General features: G+C 33.2%; 13 protein-coding genes. 5 read left to right on the top strand and 8 right to left on the bottom strand.

Annotated features, from left to right (window positions below):
- Positions 1-598 precede the first annotated feature (598 nt).
- Positions 599-1,525 (top strand): endonuclease/exonuclease/phosphatase family protein, encoded by a 927-nt coding sequence (locus P700755_RS12560; protein ID WP_015025033.1) that lies wholly within the window; start codon positions 599-601, stop codon positions 1,523-1,525.
- Between the two features lie 423 nt (positions 1,526-1,948).
- Here the strand turns inward: P700755_RS12560 and P700755_RS12550 are convergent, their stop codons facing one another.
- A complete protein-coding gene (locus P700755_RS12550; protein WP_015025032.1) occupies positions 1,949-2,545 on the bottom strand; it encodes an MCP four helix bundle domain-containing protein in 597 nt (198 codons plus the stop codon).
- Between the two features lie 547 nt (positions 2,546-3,092).
- Between P700755_RS12550 and P700755_RS12545 the strand changes: the two genes are divergently transcribed.
- Positions 3,093-3,974, top strand: coding sequence for a YitT family protein (locus P700755_RS12545; RefSeq protein WP_015025030.1), 882 nt, complete (start codon positions 3,093-3,095; stop codon positions 3,972-3,974).
- A gap of 846 nt (positions 3,975-4,820) precedes the next feature.
- On the opposite strand, the gene P700755_RS12540 is transcribed toward P700755_RS12545, so the two are convergent.
- Positions 4,821-6,071 carry a cyanophycinase gene (locus tag P700755_RS12540; protein WP_015025029.1) on the bottom strand — a complete coding sequence of 417 codons (1,251 nt, stop codon included), beginning with the start codon at positions 6,069-6,071 and terminating at the stop codon, positions 4,821-4,823.
- Between the two features lie 882 nt (positions 6,072-6,953).
- Positions 6,954-7,205, bottom strand: a complete 252-nt coding sequence (locus P700755_RS12535; RefSeq protein ID WP_015025027.1) for a hypothetical protein — start codon at positions 7,203-7,205, stop codon at positions 6,954-6,956.
- A gap of 765 nt (positions 7,206-7,970) precedes the next feature.
- Here P700755_RS12535 and P700755_RS12530 point away from each other — a divergent pair.
- From P700755_RS12530 to P700755_RS12520, 3 genes are all read left to right on the top strand, one after another.
- A complete protein-coding gene (locus P700755_RS12530) occupies positions 7,971-8,471 on the top strand; it encodes a hypothetical protein (RefSeq protein ID WP_015025026.1) in 501 nt (166 codons plus the stop codon).
- Positions 8,458-8,784 (top strand): helix-turn-helix domain-containing protein, encoded by a 327-nt coding sequence (locus P700755_RS12525; protein ID WP_015025025.1) that lies wholly within the window; start codon positions 8,458-8,460, stop codon positions 8,782-8,784. Before P700755_RS12530 ends, P700755_RS12525 begins: the two co-directional genes overlap by 14 nt.
- 89 nt (positions 8,785-8,873) lie before the next feature.
- Positions 8,874-9,344, top strand: a complete 471-nt coding sequence (locus tag P700755_RS12520) for a hypothetical protein (protein WP_015025024.1) — start codon at positions 8,874-8,876, stop codon at positions 9,342-9,344.
- 321 nt (positions 9,345-9,665) lie between these two features.
- On the opposite strand, the gene P700755_RS12515 is transcribed toward P700755_RS12520, so the two are convergent.
- The 5 genes from P700755_RS12515 to P700755_RS12495 form a co-directional block, all read right to left on the bottom strand.
- Entirely contained in the window at positions 9,666-11,132 is a 1,467-nt protein-coding gene (locus tag P700755_RS12515; RefSeq protein WP_015025023.1) for an SLC13 family permease, read from the bottom strand.
- A gap of 106 nt (positions 11,133-11,238) precedes the next feature.
- The gene (locus tag P700755_RS12510; protein WP_015025022.1) at positions 11,239-12,384 is read right to left on the bottom strand and encodes a T9SS type A sorting domain-containing protein; all 1,146 of its coding nucleotides are present in this window, start codon (positions 12,382-12,384) and stop codon (positions 11,239-11,241) included.
- Positions 12,384-13,658, bottom strand: coding sequence for a hypothetical protein (locus tag P700755_RS12505; RefSeq protein WP_015025021.1), 1,275 nt, complete (start codon positions 13,656-13,658; stop codon positions 12,384-12,386). Before P700755_RS12505 ends, P700755_RS12510 begins: the two co-directional genes overlap by 1 nt.
- Before the next feature lie 21 nt (positions 13,659-13,679).
- Entirely contained in the window at positions 13,680-15,209 is a 1,530-nt protein-coding gene (locus P700755_RS12500) for a M14 family metallopeptidase (RefSeq protein ID WP_015025020.1), read from the bottom strand.
- A gap of 1 nt (position 15,210) precedes the next feature.
- On the bottom strand, positions 15,211-16,593 hold the full coding sequence (locus tag P700755_RS12495) for a hypothetical protein (RefSeq protein ID WP_015025019.1): 1,383 nt from the start codon (positions 16,591-16,593) through the stop codon (positions 15,211-15,213).
- Between the last annotated feature and the right edge of the window lie 9 nt (positions 16,594-16,602).

The following is a 16,602-nucleotide window of genomic DNA, read 5'->3' as shown; positions in this document are numbered from 1 at the left end:
TCCATAAAGTTTTGTCAAATTTCGTAGAACGTACGGATAACAGAACTTGTTGTGTTATCCACATCTCAGTAAAGATATAAATTTAGTGATTTTTTTATTGTATTAAAAAAACTTAAAAGTTTTAACATTAAAAACAGGCTTTAATAAATGGTGAAATCTCGAAGCTGATTAATCTACCTCTCAAATCAAAACACTAGAGTATACTCTATTATAAATATTTAAAGAATACCCTAATAACACTTATAGATATGTTGAGTTCTAGCTATAAAAGGAGGGCGCTGTCTCAATTTCGGGTAAACGAATCATACTGGAAGACAAAAAATTACTTTACGCTAGTGTGGTAGGGATTTAATACCATCACACTTTAGTAGCGCGAATTAGTTTCATTTTTTAGAAAATGTCGCGGACACATAAAAAATAAATATACTCTTGTTATTAGCCATATATTTAGCCTTGAATAGGAGTGGAAGCAAAACAGTTACTGCGCTAATTGGTATTTAAGGATTAGTGCTAACTTATAGCCTTTAAAACATTAGTGAAAAAAATATAATTATGCCGACTACTAAATCTTCGATATCGGCAGACATAATTTAAGGATATGAGTAGATCTTTTCTAAGAAGAGGAACTTGGATATGTATCATTGGGATTTTAATAGTCTCCATTTTACCGAATATCAGTCCTGATTATTGGTTATTCGATATCCTTTCCAATTTCAAATTACAATACCTAATCATATCAGTTCTGTTGCTCATTATTTCCAGCTTAACACTGCAACATAAGGTTTTGGCTATAGGATTTATTGTGATATCGATACTATGGAACTGTTATTATATAGTTCCTTATTATCTGACCCCTCCTAAATTAATATCGAAAAGCAACTTTAAAATTTCAAGTCTTAATCTATTATCAAGTAATACAAAAATCAACTTAGTCAAAAGTTATATCGAAAAAGAGGATCCTGATATACTCGTTCTAATGGAGTTTACACCAGAATGGGAAAGCCTTATAATGCCGATACAAAAAAATTATCCCTATAAAAAATTCGTCGCAAGAGCTGATAATTTTGGAATTGCATTACTGAGCAAATTTGAGATGAACAGCTCTATTGACTATTTTGAGTTAAATAACAAACCCTCTATACGTGCTGAATTAAAGATTGAAAACGAATGCTTTACACTCATTGCTACACACCCCATGCCTCCTATGAGTCAGTCAGCATTTGAAAATAGAAACAAACAACTATTGAATATTGTGGACAAGCGATCTAACTTTTCAGAAAATTTAATTGTTGTAGGAGATTTTAATACCTCCTCCTTTTCAAATCATTTTAGGGCTCTAGTTGAAGGAAATTTAAAAGATAGCAGAATTGGTTTTGGACTTTTGCCGACGTGGCCTGCAAGTTTTGGAGTGCTCCAAACAACTCTTGACCATTGTTTAGTTTCGAAAAATTTAATTGTTTTAGACAGATCTGTAGGAGAAAATATTGGGTCTGATCATTTACCAATTAGTATTGGGACAAATTAAATGACTTTATCTAACAATTAGAGAAGTAGACATCAAGACCCCAATTAAAAAAATGCTTCCATACTTATTTTTTATACCTGCCTCTATTTTAAAGCTTCAGGGAAACTCAAATTATCCAAACCAAAGACGACAGGCATAAAATAGTATACCGCCAGTGTGATCACACTAATAAAGATAATATTCATCAGGAAGCCTTTCTTAACCATGTCCGAAACCTTAAGGTAGCTAGACCCAATAACAATATCATTTGGAAATGTGGCCCACAAGCAACATAAAAGCGCAGGAGGCTGATAAGGTCACTGCAAACATCACTAAAAAGAGATGCATGTCGAAACTAAGTGCTACAGGAAAAAGAATAGGAAGCAATATGGCTGTAGTGGACAAATTGGAGGTTACTTCTGTAAGGAATACCTCAGCTATCTATTATTTTTTTTTCGGTTTATACATCACGATAATCTGAATTATAATCGCTAAAAAAACGAGTAAGTAGATTTCAATATGAGTAAACAATTCAACTATATCGATAGCTTTTTTGCTGATAGACATCTGTCTTTTTCCCTCACTGATCTGGATTTTAGACAACTCAGATAAGTTTTGCTTCAATTCTGAAATGCGCTGATTTAAGAGGTCTTTTTGCTTAAATTTTGACTTGATATAAGTGATTTCTAAAGTCTTTAAAGTCTCAAGATTATTCTTAAGCTCCTTAAAAATCTTGCTTTCGTTTTCAGTTAGCCTCGTTGACTCATATCTCGAGATCAACTCCCCTATCTCTTGGTTTACCTCTTTGTTTTGCCTCGTATAATAGATCGAGTCCACTAAAGCTATCGCTAGCTCTTTGGTATGGACGGCTTCCGACATTTCAAAAATCAAATCTGTAGCTACAAGTCTATCTTCATAAATGGTAACAACCGAATCCCTAACACGAATAAAATTATTTCTATCGATTAAATTTGTTGAAACGATAATAACAAAAACCATTAAAATACCTAGAACCCATTTCAGTTTATTATAAAAACCCATAGAAAATCTTATATTAATAACAAATTAGTCTCAATTCTACCTTATCGATATACTCCTAAACCTTTTGTAAAAAACTTTAGTTTAGACCTCATAAATGAAGGTAAATATAAAGTATAATTTCTGTATGCCATCACCTGTAGGAGATTATCAGACACATCTATTTAAGCTAATTCCTAAAATTGGTTAATTGAAGTAAATTATTTAATCCAGACTAAGGATGGATTACAATAGACTACTCTGACGAGAAAAGACTCTAAAAGGATCTCTGAACACTAAAATAATAAGAGCCCTCTCTACAAAGCTATTTTATTATATGATCTCCACATCCTTTGTCATCTCATATATCTAAATGAAGAACAGCAAAGCATGAAAAAGAGGTTGGAGTGAGACGAACTGATCTAATTGATTTAAAATCTTTGCCCTATGAACTTAAAAATAAAATGATTTACTCAGTTTTATCGATTAAAAAAGATGAAAGCGATACCAGATAATGTTATTTTTAGGCACGATTCAGGTATTCAAACTGAAGAGCAAAAACATAAATACTATGAAGAGAATTTTATCAGAGATTTTTCAAATTGCAATAGGTATTTTCCTTGCTAGTATAGGGCTTAAAATGTTTTTAATTCCCAATGGGTTTCTAGATGGTGGTGCAACAGGGATTGCCATATTACTGAGTGAACTATTCGATATTGATATTTCCTTTTTCCTCATACTTGTCAGTATTCCATTCCTCACTTTAGCATGGTTTAGCTTGTCTAAGCGAATTTTCACAAAATCATTAATTTCAATAATCTTATTAGCAGTAATTATCCATTTTGAAAACTTCGCTTCGGTCACAGAAGATAAACTTCTCATCGCAATTTTCGGTGGCCTTTTCTTAGGGGCTGGGATTGGATTATCTATTAGAAATGGCGCTGTCTTAGACGGTTCAGAAGTATTGGGAATAGTCGTAAATGAACGTTTTGGAATTAGCATAGGAAGGGTCATCCTCTTTTTTAATGTGATTTTATTTGGATCTACTGCCTTGTTACTTTCTCTTGAAATAGCGATGTACTCTATATTGACTTTTATTGTTACCGCTAAGGTTATCGATGTTATGATTGAAGGTTTTGAAGATTACGTGGGCTTAATGATTGTTTCTGAAAATACAACTTCAATTAACGAAGAGCTTATCAGGGTTGTAGGAACAGGAACCACATTATATAGGGGATCGGGAGGTTTTGGAAAAAGAGGTCTTCAAGCTAAAAATGATATCATCCATACAGTCATCAATAGGATTGATATCAGAAGAACATATAATTTAATTGATTCTATAGATAAGAATGCCTTTATTATTGAATTCGATGTGAACCACATCAAAGGGGGCATTTATACAAAAGTTCTTTCTAAAGAAGGTCTAAAAAAGTTATCACCAACAAAAAATTAAGATAAAATATCGTTTCTAATAAAAAATAAACCGTAAAATTGAATTGAATTCGGTATCACATAACCTCATCAATACGTCTCAAATTTCCAGAGGTCTCAACTATAATTAAAATGGTAAAATCTAATATAAGGAACATAACTCATAAGCATTCCTCCCTCCTAGGTTTTAAAGTAGCCTTGGTGTAGATCTTAAAAATAACAGGTGAAAGCGCCAGATAAGATGCTTTTTTTTCGAAAAAACATGTTTTATCACTCGAAGGTTCGTCTGTAGGCATCGATACAGATAGATTTAATCAAAAATAAAGAAACAGGAATTGTACAATCCTTGTGGTCTTTCTAAGCTGTCTAAACAAGCCTTTGCAATTGCTAAATTCGGTTTGATCTACAAGGCTACCTATCGCATTACTTTGGTGAAAAATAATGACTTTTTACTTGTTTTTTGCCACAGTACTTCTTAAATCAAAATAGTAGAGTGCACTCTACTATTTTGATTTAAGAATAACCTCCAAACATATTAAAAAAATGCTGCTTTATAGCTACTAATTGGCAATCAAAAACGTCATAATTTGTTATTTATTCTCCTTTAAGACCTGTAGAGAGCTCTAAGAGCGTATCGTCAACAAAAGGAAGAGAGTAAAAGAAGCTTATCTTAATCGTCGCAGCCGACAAGCTATTCAAACACTGTTTTGCAATCGCTAAATCAGGCAGGCCATATGATAAAATTTACGTTTCTGCGATGTCTAAATAAATAGAGAAAAATCAATTAAAAAAGCTTGATGAATCAGTTTTATGAATCCATGTGCCTATACTACTAGTGTTTCAAATTAAAGTAGAAAAGAGCTGTTTTTTACCTCAGTTCTTTGTCGGCAGTATGACTTTCAGCAATCTTATTAAATCTTTGGTTTAGACCATGGATAAATTTATGTGTTTTTTTAACAAATCCAATGATTTTCCCTAAACTATCTCGTTTAAAGTGAAACCATAATTCTGCGTCTGTATCAAAGAATATGTCTTTTTCGTATGTGTATATTGGAATCGGGTCACGAACACTATTTCTACGTACAATTTGGAATTTCAAAGTGTCATTTTCAATTACGATGTTGTTCCAAAATACCTTGCTTTTTTCAAATAAATAAGTACCTAAATATTCCTTTTGCTCGTTGGAAGCAATGTCTTTTGGTTCTAAAAACTTATTTCGTTGAACACGTCTCTCTTTTAGATTATATTTGTCTCCATTTTTTAAAATATAGAATTTATTTTTTCCAGTTTCGAGTGTGTCAATCTCATTGAAATAGGGCGACCAAAATGTGTTATCATAAATTGACACATATCTATTACCAATAACTTGAAATTCATTTCCTTGTACTAAAATCCCAGTATCTTCATCTATACCAACACCTAACAATTCCGGTCTAATTTTTAATAAATCAAACATATCATACTGTCTGTTTCTATCAAGATGATGTTGGTCAAAAGCGGTATTCGTTACAAATCCAAATCCTACTTCGGAATTGCTAATTATTTTGTAATTGCCATTTAGATCTCTTCCGCCTCTTGCTAAATAAGAACCTTGAATAGATGCGCCTGCCGAATGTCCCCCAATAATTCCGCCACGTTTTAAAACGTTTTTTAATTCTAAATGAGTTTTAGTATCTAAATAAGCATCTGCTGTTCGCCATTGCCTTCCGCCTGTTAACCAAACTGCTGTTGCAGTTTTTAAAGGTTGTACAAATTCATCGCTATCTGCAACCAAAGTATCTCTTGTGTGCATAAATAGAATGTCATCAAATCCCCGTGCAGTAAACTGTCTTTTTAAAATTTTAAATTCTGGGTCATAGTTTATCGAATTTTCATCAAAAGCGGTTGGAATTATAACAAGTTTAGCTGACTTTCCATCAGCGAAATCATAAAACACTTGCCACATTTCATCTGTTATTCCACCACCACCAATTAACAACGCTCCATTAGTTGGTCCGATAGATTGACTTTGAGTTTTTTCCGAGTTATTTATTGTCTCTTGGCAAGAAAATAATAAAATCAGAAGCGAGAATATTGATAGAATTTTGAGAAGATTTAATGTCAAATTAATGATTTTCATATGATGCAGAATATTTTTTTTCAAATGTGTGATATCGTATACGTAATCCAGTAGAAAAGTGGAATTTCACCCCAAGCCTCTCACAGAAAACTTCGACAGACTCAGTGTGACACCGTGCTTGAAAGTTTCTCCTCACCAAGCTTGCCCCGATTTTTCGCGGACACCTCATCAATGATTCACTGAAGTTTATCCTGAGCTTTATGAAGGGTTCAACTCCTTTACTCATCCCTTGCCAACCTCGTGGATTGGATTCTCCTAAACGCTCAGCACCCCCGAAGCTTCTGGGCTCTTTACAAAAGCACCTTTAGGGGTTTAGAGCCATCGCCTATACAACGACTCTGATGGACCTGCCATCATCTTAATTACAGCATTCAACCATTTTATGTATTGCCATGGCTGATTCTTGGTACACTAGACTAGTTGCGTGATTAAGCAACTAGTCTAGTAAATATAAAATCCCAGCGGTCCCGACGCTTCGGGATTCGTAAGTAGGCTAGAACTAGCAATAAATTATATACGGTGTTGGCATTTCGTTGTTTATTTTACTGTTATTTCCTTTTCTATATGATTATTTTTATTTCTTATTAAAATTATAAAAACTATAGAAAATATTAGACTTGATATTATTGATCCAAAAGAATTGTTACTTAAACTATCAAAATCTAATTTAACAATATTTGAAATTAAAATAATAACACTTGCAATTAATGCGATATATAGAATGCATTTTCTCATTTTTATTGGTATTAATTTATGTTTTTAAATTTCCGATTGAGTGGGCAATTCCGCAACTTGATATACTCCGTATTCAATTCGGGTTTTGCTTTTAAATTCAATTTTTAATTCCACAAACGAGCTAAAAGTCAAACGTTTTATTTTAAACTACTCTTTTTTATATTTCTTATGTTCAATATTTTTCTTTTCCAAAATCGCATAAAATTTTCGTGGCGATATTTTCAGGTCTTTTGTTATTTCGCTCACTTTTTTCTTACCCTTTTTATACAGTTTTAAATTCTCATTTACTTTTTTGTTAAAGTAATGTTTTTCCAGTTTCTCAACGATTTGTAATTCAGTCAAATTTGAGTCATTCGCATATATTTCAATTTCCGATTTAATGTCTTTTAAATTACTCATAATTGTCATTTTTATCGGTTCTTCTCAATGAATCACAACATACTTATAAAACAACAAGTTGTATTATCCACATTTTATTCATAATATAAACTTAGTGATTTTTTTATTGCCTTAAAAGTCTTAACATTAAAAACAGGCTTTAATAAATGGTGAAATCTTGGAGGTAATTACTCTACATCTCAAATCACATTTTTAGTTTACACTCTATTATGAATACTTTAAGAATAACTATTAAACATAGTAAAATGTTGTTTATAGCTATAAATAGGCAATCAAAAACGTCATAATTTGTTATTTATGTTCAGTTTTAAGGTCTGTAAACCTGCCGACAGTCAAGTACAACATATCTTGCAAAGATCTTTATGAAAGAATAGTAGCCAAAGGAAAATGATAAAAAATAGCAGATTCTCACACAAAAAAAGCATGATCTCCCTAAAAAGTACCTTATTTAGATAAGCAACTGAATAAAAAGGGATGCAAAGCACTCTAAAAACAACCTTCTCCTCTTGTAAGGCTTCTGCCAACTCATCGAATTCCCCCTTATTTAAAAATACCGGATCAGTCAACAAATCATATAGCTTTTGCTTATCGGCAAGCCATATGCTTAGTTATTGCCTTGCGTTTTTTTAATCAATACAAACTTTAAATTATGAATTATTATATTTGTTGTGAAAAAATTTGATTCCATCTAAACTAATAAATAGAGTTAAGACCGAAATATTTTTTTTGATTGATTTTTAATTTAAATTTGCACATAACTTATAAGTGAAGTCTAAGAAAAAGATTAAAATAGAGCTGTATGAAGAGTTTGAAGAAGTAAATTTCTATACTCTCAATTATGATTTAAAGAAAGAGTCAGAAGCTGATGATTTTTTTATTAGGTTTTGCGATGAAGAAAAATTTGAAGAAGATATTGATATTATATCAAGAATGTTTGAAAAAATAGGTCAGAAAGGAGCTGAATTAAGATACTTCAGACCTGAAGGTAAAATGAATGATCAAGTAGGAGCTATTCCTGAAAGATTATATGTTGCTAATTTAAGATTATATGCAATTCGATTATCAAAGAATATTGTTATTCTTAGAAATGGTGGAGAAAAAAATACAAAAACGTATAATGAAGACCCTTATTTAAATAATTGTGTAGAAGTGTTACAGGATATTAATCACATTTTGAATTCTAGGATTCAAAATGGTAAAGTTTTTGAGCATAATAAAGTATTAACAGGTTATTTAACTTTTTACATACAAGATGAAAAGAAGTAAGATTTTAGAAAGAATAAGAAAAGTTCGAGCTAAGTATATTGATATTTTTGTTGATAATACATTCGATTTATCCGGTAGAATACAATATCTACTAGATAAGAAGGGAATGGAACAAAAAGATTTAGCTAGGGAATTAAAAAAGAATGAATCTGAAATTAGTAAATGGTTATCAGGTTCTCATAACTTTACATTGAAAACTTTAGCAAAAATTGAAGCTGTTTTAGGTGAAAGATTGTTAGAAGTAGTCGCTAACGAAGGAGCAACGGTAAATAAAATTGAGATTATTTTGTTGAAACAAAGCACAATTTACTAACCAAAACATTTTGAAAATTCAGATAATTCATACAGAAGATATTCTCCATCTTTTAAATATGAAAAAAATTATGCACCTATTTTTTAGAAATGTCAGAAAAAAATACAAATATTGGGCTTAAAATTATTAACATAAGAGAATTATCTTTTGTTAATAAATTGACAGATTTTATAGTGGATAATTTTTCTGAGGATAAATTAGATCTTAATATTGGGATGTTTGTTAGAGGTAGTTCTGATAAAAATACTGTGTCATTAACAGTTTTTGTATCCTATTCATTTGAGGATGAAGAGAAAAATAAAAAGATTGAATTTATTAAATTAGAGACTGAAACTATATTTAAATTATTTGATGTCTCAGAAGATGAGTTAAAATTTCTAGATGAAAATGATGAGATATATATAAGTGATGATTTGATGAATCTATTTTTAGATGCTTCAATAGGCGCAATTAGAGGAATGTTTGCTTATAAAACGGCAAGTTTACCAATTAATCTAGTTTTACCGTTGTTAGATGTAAGTAGATTCATAAAAGAGAACAGTATATCAGAATCTGAATAAGGTTTTAAATCTCTCTAAATATGAGGTAACACACGTATAAAACAACAAGTTGTATTATCCCCATTTTGCTAACAGTATAAACTTAGTGATTTTTTTATTGCCTTAAAAGTCTTAACATTAAAAACAGGCTTTAATAAATGGTGAAATCTTGGGGGTAATTTATCTCAAGTCAAATTAGAGTTTCAAAATCCCTGACTTTTAATAATTCCAATCGTTAAGGTGCATTTGGGACAAATTAAATGACCTCTAATAACAGCTAGAAAATAGACATCAAGACCCCAATTAAAAAACTGCTTTAATACTTATTTTTTATGCATGCCTCTATTTTAAAGCTTCAGGGAAACTCAAACTATCCAAACCAAAGACGACCGGCATATAATAGTAAACCGCCAGTGTGATCACAATAATAGAAATAATATTCATCAGGAAGCCTTTCTTAACCATGTCTGACACTTTAAGGTAGTTGGACCCAAAAACAATAGCATTTGGAGGTGTGGCCACAGGCAACATAAAAGCACAGGAAGCGGATAAGGTCACTGCAAACATCACTAAAAAGGGATGCATGTCGAAGCTAAGTGCTACAGGAGAAAGAATAGGAAGTAACATGGCAGTAGTCGCCAAATTGGAAGTCACTTCTGTAAGGAAATTAACCAAGGTCGCTACCAAGAGCATAAAAACAATCATACTTAACCCTTCAAATAATGTAATTTGAGTAGCGATCCAATTTGCTAGACCAGTTTCTGTAAAGCCTTTGGCCAAAGCCATACCTCCACCGAAAAGGATGATAATTCCCCACGGTATTTTTACAGCCTCTTTCCAAGTTAATAGTTTTTTTCCGCTTTCTCTGGAAGGAATTAAAAATAGCAACATTGCTGCACATATTGCTATTATGGTATCATCAAGACCTGGAATTAGCTTTTCCAATAGCCCTCTAAATATCCAACCCAAAGCAGCAAAAAGAAAAACCAGTCCGACGACTTTTTCTTCATATGAAAACTCCCCTAATTTAGAAATCATGTTTTTTACTTGGTCTTTGCCAACGGTAAATTTCATGTGTTTTAGCTTAAATGCCACCAGCGTTAAATATTTCCAACATATAAAAAGTAAAATTAAGGACACTGGTAATGCAAAAGTCATCCATTCAAAAAAGCCGATTTTAATGGCATACGTGTTTTCTAAAACTCCAGCCAAAACCAAGTTAGGCGGTGTTCCAATAAGCGTTGCAAGCCCACCAATCGATGCACTATAAGCGATAGAAAGCATCAACGCCTTTGAAAAATTGGAAGTTGATTTATCTTCAATTTGGTTTTGCTCTTTGATTTGGTTGGCTATAGCAATAGCGATAGGAAGCATCATTACAGTAGTAGCAGTATTTGAAATCCACATCGATAAAAATGCGGTGGATAGCATAAACCCTAAAATTAAATAAGAAGCTTTCGAGCCAATTGCATTTATGATGTGAAGTGCGATTCTACGATGTAAATTCCATCGCTCTATAGCTGCTGCTAAAATAAAACCTCCTAAGTACAAAAACACAAATTTATGTCCATATTGAGCCGTGGTTTCAGAAATAGAGAGTATGTTGAAAATCGGAAATAATATAATTGGCAAAAGTGCCGTAACCGCAATAGGAACTACTTCAAAAACCCACCAAATGGCCATCCAAACCGTAATACCCAATAGCATAAAAGCAACTGGATTTAAACCTTCTGGTGGTTTGATAAATTGAAATAGTACAAAGGCTAAAGGGCCTAAGAGTTTAAAGATATATGGTTTTGATTTTCGCAAATTCTAGAGGTTTAATCAACGTATTTTTAGATACAATTAAAAACAGCCTTGGTTTTCAAAGCTTAGTAGTTTTCTATTGATCATGCTATTAAAATAAAGCATTATTTTATTTTTTCAATAACTTTATATAGTTCTCATTTATTTTAAGAATATAAAGCCCTGAATTCAAATCTGATAAATTAATTTTTTGTGATTTTTCAAAGGTGCTAAATTCGAAGGTTTTTACAAACTGGCCATGACTAGTGTAAAGCTTCACTTTTTTGAGTCTTACACTTGAATTATCAAAAAAAATGTGGTTTGATGTAGGATTGGGATAAAGGTTAACGTCTGTTTTTGATTCATATTCAGTTGGAGACAAAGTTCTCATCAAGATATAAGGCAGGGCAGCGTTGGCCATCTGCTGGGCATCATGTCCTATTCCAGCAACCTCGTGCTTTTCCCAATTAAAAGCTGTGTTTAGCCCTTGTGCTATTGATTGGCTCGTGCTAAAAAAATATTGACCTCTCTCTAAACGATGGATCCCTTGTTGATTATCCACAACGTTATTACGCCGTAATCCTGGAGAATTAGGGTCGGTATCGTTCTGTCCTAGATGTACGATAAGCTTTTTTGAAAATGCAGTTATTAAAGTACTACTGGGCAACTGTCCGTTTAATATACCATAAGGAAAAGACACTGTGTTTTCAGGCACCGTATACCAACCAGCGTTTGAACAAACCGCAACATCTAGTTTACTACTTGGCATGTACATGATAAAGCGATGTAGAAATTGTGCACCCCCTGAATGTCCCCATCCATTATAAACTTCTTGTGTGCCAGATATATCTGATTTTATGTCTTCAAAAATGGGGTCTAAAACAGAAAACGTCCATTCGTCAGGATTGTTATAAGATGATAGACTTGGATTATCACCATCATCAAAGATATTAGCCATGAGGTAACTGTCGCCCAAACCAGGATAATTAGAGTCTGAAAATTCTGGTGCAAAAACCATAAAACCATTTGCATTGGCCATAGTTATCCAATAATCTCTATAGTCACTTCCATTCCTACTGCTTCCATGAAAGGACATTACAATAGGCATCGTGCTAATATCGCCATTGGGGATATGGTAATAAACTTCTACAGGTTGATTACTCAAGGGACCTGTTGGTGTGAATGTAAATGAACCTGTGCTGTTTTGACTTAAATTTTGCCCAACAAGTTGAACCGTCGATATCAAAACTACAAATATGAATGCTAGAAATTTCACTATAATGCTATATGTAAAATGAGTTCAATTTGATTTATAGTTTCGCCCATGGAGGGTTCAATCCTAGAGTATGAGGCTTGAACTTTTAGTGCATTTTTATAAAAATACTTAGACAGTCCAAAAGTTGTTTCATTCATATCAGATAATACTGAATCTGCATAATTTTCAAACTCTGCTGTAGCGGTTCCATATCTGACATCGAAGCTATACCCATTTTTTGTAATATATCCCAATTGAAAATTATAGCTATCTCCTAAGGCTAGAAATTCACTAATTTGTTGAGGTGCAAGAATTTGTGTTGCAGCGTCGTCAATAAATACTTTGTCTATACCAGCTGCTGAGGTATTGGCATATTCTGCTAAAAATGAAAAGCCTTTATACTTCATAAGTATATCTGTATAGAGTTGTCTATAATCTGGAAGGCTATTGTTACCATTTTCGTCAAATAAGAAAAAGTCACCATGGCTTTCACCAGCAGCACCACTCGCCCCATTGTTTTGACTACCAGCGACACCAATAACAAATTTAAAAATGTCTTCTCTTTCAAGATCCACGTTAGTTAATTCATTTCCTTCTTTAAAAAAACCAAGTGGGTAAAAGTCCAATCTACCTCCAATCTTCACTCCTCCAATGTCAGAATCCCTAGAGTCCTCACCAAAAGAATTTCTTCCATCGCCAGAAGTAAGGGCAGCCATGGGAGCAATTCCCATTGTATTTCCCAACTTAAATTTTGACTCTACAAAAACACCAAACTCACGACCCGTTTGCGAAAGGCTCTGGCTTAACATACTTCTACTCACAAATTGTAACCTATCTTCTCTATAAGTCATTTCTCTGTTATTGACAAAAGTTTGTTTTTGTCCAAAGCTTATTTTTACCTGTTCTATGGGTTCATACCCTATCCATGCATCCATTAAAGGATTGGTTAAGCTAAAATCCAACTGTACAAAAAAGGACACTTTTTCCTTTAAGGCTGCACCACCAAATTGTAAAAACGTACGTTTGGAATTATATTGGTTTACATCTTCCAAACCCTCTACTCTTTCGTTAAAATAGCCAGGTTGTAAAAACCCAGTAATGTTAAATTGGTAAGCCTCTTCATTAAAAGCAAAGTTTAAACCGTTTCCTAAGCTATACGACGCTTTGTTTCTTTCAGTTTCAGTTTCTGAACCTGTTTCTTCTTCTACACTTTCTTCTTGTGCGTAACCTGAGCTAGCAATACCTATACAGCATACAAGAATAAAAAATTGAATTGTGTTTATTAATCGTTTCATATCGATTTCGTTTTATTGCGCTTAGTTAAGTAATCTATAAATGGGTAAAGTTTCGCCTTTGTTTGTTCTTAAAATACCAAAACTCACAAAGCTATTTGGGGCTTCTGGTTCTAAAACCTCTGCTGCGATATTTGCACGCCGTTGGTTCATCATGACGATTGCAGTACCCTTATTAAAAGTTTTTCCTTCTTTTTTTAAATCTACTTCGACCGTTTGTAGTTTCATTTTCTCATACCGAATTGGTTTTCTGTAAACGGAAGCCACTTCGTAGGTTTCTACCTCATAGGTTTTATCTTCTTCTAGAAATTCAATTTTAATCCCTAAGGTTTGTAGTTTTTGAATGATTTCAGTCTGATTTGCCTCAATGATATAGGCTTTTGGGCGTGCTCTAGTGAGTTTTGCTTCAGCTTTCCAGGCATCGCGCACAGTCATTTCAAATTGGACATATTCATTCGTATTTATATCAATAAATTGAACTGAGTCTTTATATATTCCTCTATTACTTTCTAAAACAACATCATTAGTTTGAGCTGTTGCAATTTCAATTTCATCTTTTACCAGATTCATGTGTTCTGAAGCTGTTTTTAAATAGGATATGGCAATGAGAAAACTAGAATGTATTCTCCGCTTGAAGGACGTTTTACCCAAACCAACACCTCTTATTTCTATTAATGAAGATATGGTATTGGTTAAAGCGTAATTTGAGGCACTTGATCTTGAGCTAATTGATCCTTGATTAATATGAATATCGCCTTCTACTTTTCGAGTAGATATATAAGGTTGATGGGTATATCCATATTCATCTAAGTGTTGCCTTGCGTTTTCTACGAATAATTCGTCGGTTAACGTTCTTAAGTTTTGTGGAACATTCAGGTTTCCACTGAACAGAAACATAGCATCATACATATTAGTCAGTCCAAAATCTCCCATTCTGGCATAGTCTCTCCGGTAAGGTCTATATTCATGAAAATCTAAACCTACATCTGGATTAAAGTTAGAAAACGCCTGTTTTAATACCACACTCTCTGGCGCCATGAGTTTGGTTTGGTCTCTGTTTAAATCTAGTCCGTTAGCAGCATATCTATCATTTTTAAGATACCCATCTATATTGGCCATAGGTACAACTGCAAGTTCTATATTTTCTAAAATATCAGCATAAGATTCATCATTAAGCAGGCGGTCTAGTAAATACAGCATAGATTCTGTACTTGCAGGCTCATTACCGTGTAAGCCGCCTTGCATCCAGACTTTTATTTTTTCTTTTCCGTTGGGTACGACCAACTTTACTAAGGGAATTTGTCTCTTTTTTTGACTTTCTCCTATATAGGATAAGGATACTATATCTGAGTGCTCATTAACTAATTTATCTAGAAATGCAATCAGCTCTTTATAATTGGTAAATCCTCTTTTCTTTTGAAGCGCTGGCGTTGTGTTTAAAACTTCTTCACTGTCTGGAAAGAATTTATTGGTAATTTTTTTAGTCTGAGGACTAAATTGAGCATGGATGGTAAAGCTCATTATTAAAATTAATATGATAACTAGTTTTTTCATCTTAAAAGGCTAGGGTTAAAATTAGTCTCAACAGTCTTTCGTCTCCAGGTAGAGGATCTCCTTGGTTATCGCTGATGCCGAATTCTCCTGCGTTTATCCAAGTGTAAGAGGCTTGAATTTTCGCACCATAGCTTCGGTTTAAATATTTACTTACACCAACAGTGTAATAATCTGTTCTATTAAAAAATGTAGCATTATTTAAAAACGAATGTTCATCGGCATTGATATGCGTATACCTAGCATCTAGAGAAAAGCCATTTTTAAAGAGATATCCTCCTTGAATATTGTAGGCTTCCCCTAGCATCATTTGTCGTCGCACATATTCATCTGGTGTGAAATCCCTGAAATCTTCTGAGGTTGGATTTACACGACCTCTAAAACGATCGGTTAACACAGTGTTGTCGTCTCCAAAAATGTCATTTCTTAAATTAATATCATCAGCAATATCGGAGGCAAAACTTTTATGGTATTCACCAATCACAGAGAACCCTTTGTATTTAAACAAAAAATCTATCCCTACTTTAGAATAATCAGGAAGTCTTTCCTCACCATCATCCAATGCACCATTGGCATTTATATCGTTAAGGTATACTATTCTACCGCTATTTCTTCCTCTTCTACTCGTAATGCCATCGTTATAATTTGCCGTCACTCCAAAAACCAATTTAGGGGTTTGTTCTCTTACCACATCAGCTTGTCTAAACTGTCCAAAATTGGTAAATAATCCGAAGGGTAAGAAATCTAAACGTGCGCCATATTTTAAACCCCCATTATCATTATTAAACACATTAGCCCCATCTCCGTTGGTTATGGTTACGTAAGGTTTTAAATAAGTACCTCGACCGGTTTTAAAAGTACCTTTTGCAAATAATCCAAATTCTCTAATACTAGCAAAAGCAGATGTTAATCTACTCCGTTCTGGCAGTTGGAGTGCATTAGAATTCATAAATAATTCTCTGTTATCTGTGTAAGTGGCACGCTGACCAAATATAAGCTCTACTCTTCTTGCCACTTTATAGGAGACATAAGCGTCTAATAAATAGTTTCTTAAATCGCTCACGTCGCCTTCTCTTTGAGCTTCGTCTTGTCCTGCTAAATCTACTTGCAATCTATACCCAAATCTTTCGTTTGCAGATTGACCAGACAGCCTTAATCGCAATCGCCTCATTCTAAATCTCGTTTCATTGGCTAGGTCTGAGTCTTCGTAAATTTCTGTTTCTGAAAAAGGCTGAATATACCCTTGTAGTTTGATGGTACTTCCGTTTGGATTGGTAAAATTAAAACCCTCTCCAAAATCATAACTACTCAATTTTGTGTTTTGTGCATAGAGATGAGATAGACTTACACTAACCAATACAACAAAAATAATTCTGGAAATTTTCATATTTATGTG

The organism is Psychroflexus torquis ATCC 700755 (assembly GCF_000153485.2).
GTDB classification, from domain to species: domain Bacteria; phylum Bacteroidota; class Bacteroidia; order Flavobacteriales; family Flavobacteriaceae; genus Psychroflexus; species Psychroflexus torquis.
This window is presented reverse-complemented; position numbering and strand designations above follow the sequence as displayed.

Coding starts and splice junctions, on each gene's coding strand:
- P700755_RS12495 (WP_015025019.1), bottom strand. CDS start 16,593: ATGAAAATTTCCAGAATTATTTTTGTTGTATTGGTTAGTGTAAGTCTA.
- P700755_RS12540 (WP_015025029.1), bottom strand. CDS start 6,071: ATGAAAATCATTAATTTGACATTAAATCTTCTCAAAATTCTATCAATA.
- P700755_RS12550 (WP_015025032.1), bottom strand. CDS start 2,545: ATGGGTTTTTATAATAAACTGAAATGGGTTCTAGGTATTTTAATGGTT.
- P700755_RS12535 (WP_015025027.1), bottom strand. CDS start 7,205: ATGAGTAATTTAAAAGACATTAAATCGGAAATTGAAATATATGCGAAT.
- P700755_RS12545 (WP_015025030.1), top strand. CDS start 3,093: ATGAAGAGAATTTTATCAGAGATTTTTCAAATTGCAATAGGTATTTTC.
- P700755_RS12500 (WP_015025020.1), bottom strand. CDS start 15,209: ATGAAAAAACTAGTTATCATATTAATTTTAATAATGAGCTTTACCATC.
- P700755_RS12560 (WP_015025033.1), top strand. CDS start 599: ATGAGTAGATCTTTTCTAAGAAGAGGAACTTGGATATGTATCATTGGG.
- P700755_RS12505 (WP_015025021.1), bottom strand. CDS start 13,658: ATGAAACGATTAATAAACACAATTCAATTTTTTATTCTTGTATGCTGT.
- P700755_RS12520 (WP_015025024.1), top strand. CDS start 8,874: ATGTCAGAAAAAAATACAAATATTGGGCTTAAAATTATTAACATAAGA.
- P700755_RS12525 (WP_015025025.1), top strand. CDS start 8,458: ATGAAAAGAAGTAAGATTTTAGAAAGAATAAGAAAAGTTCGAGCTAAG.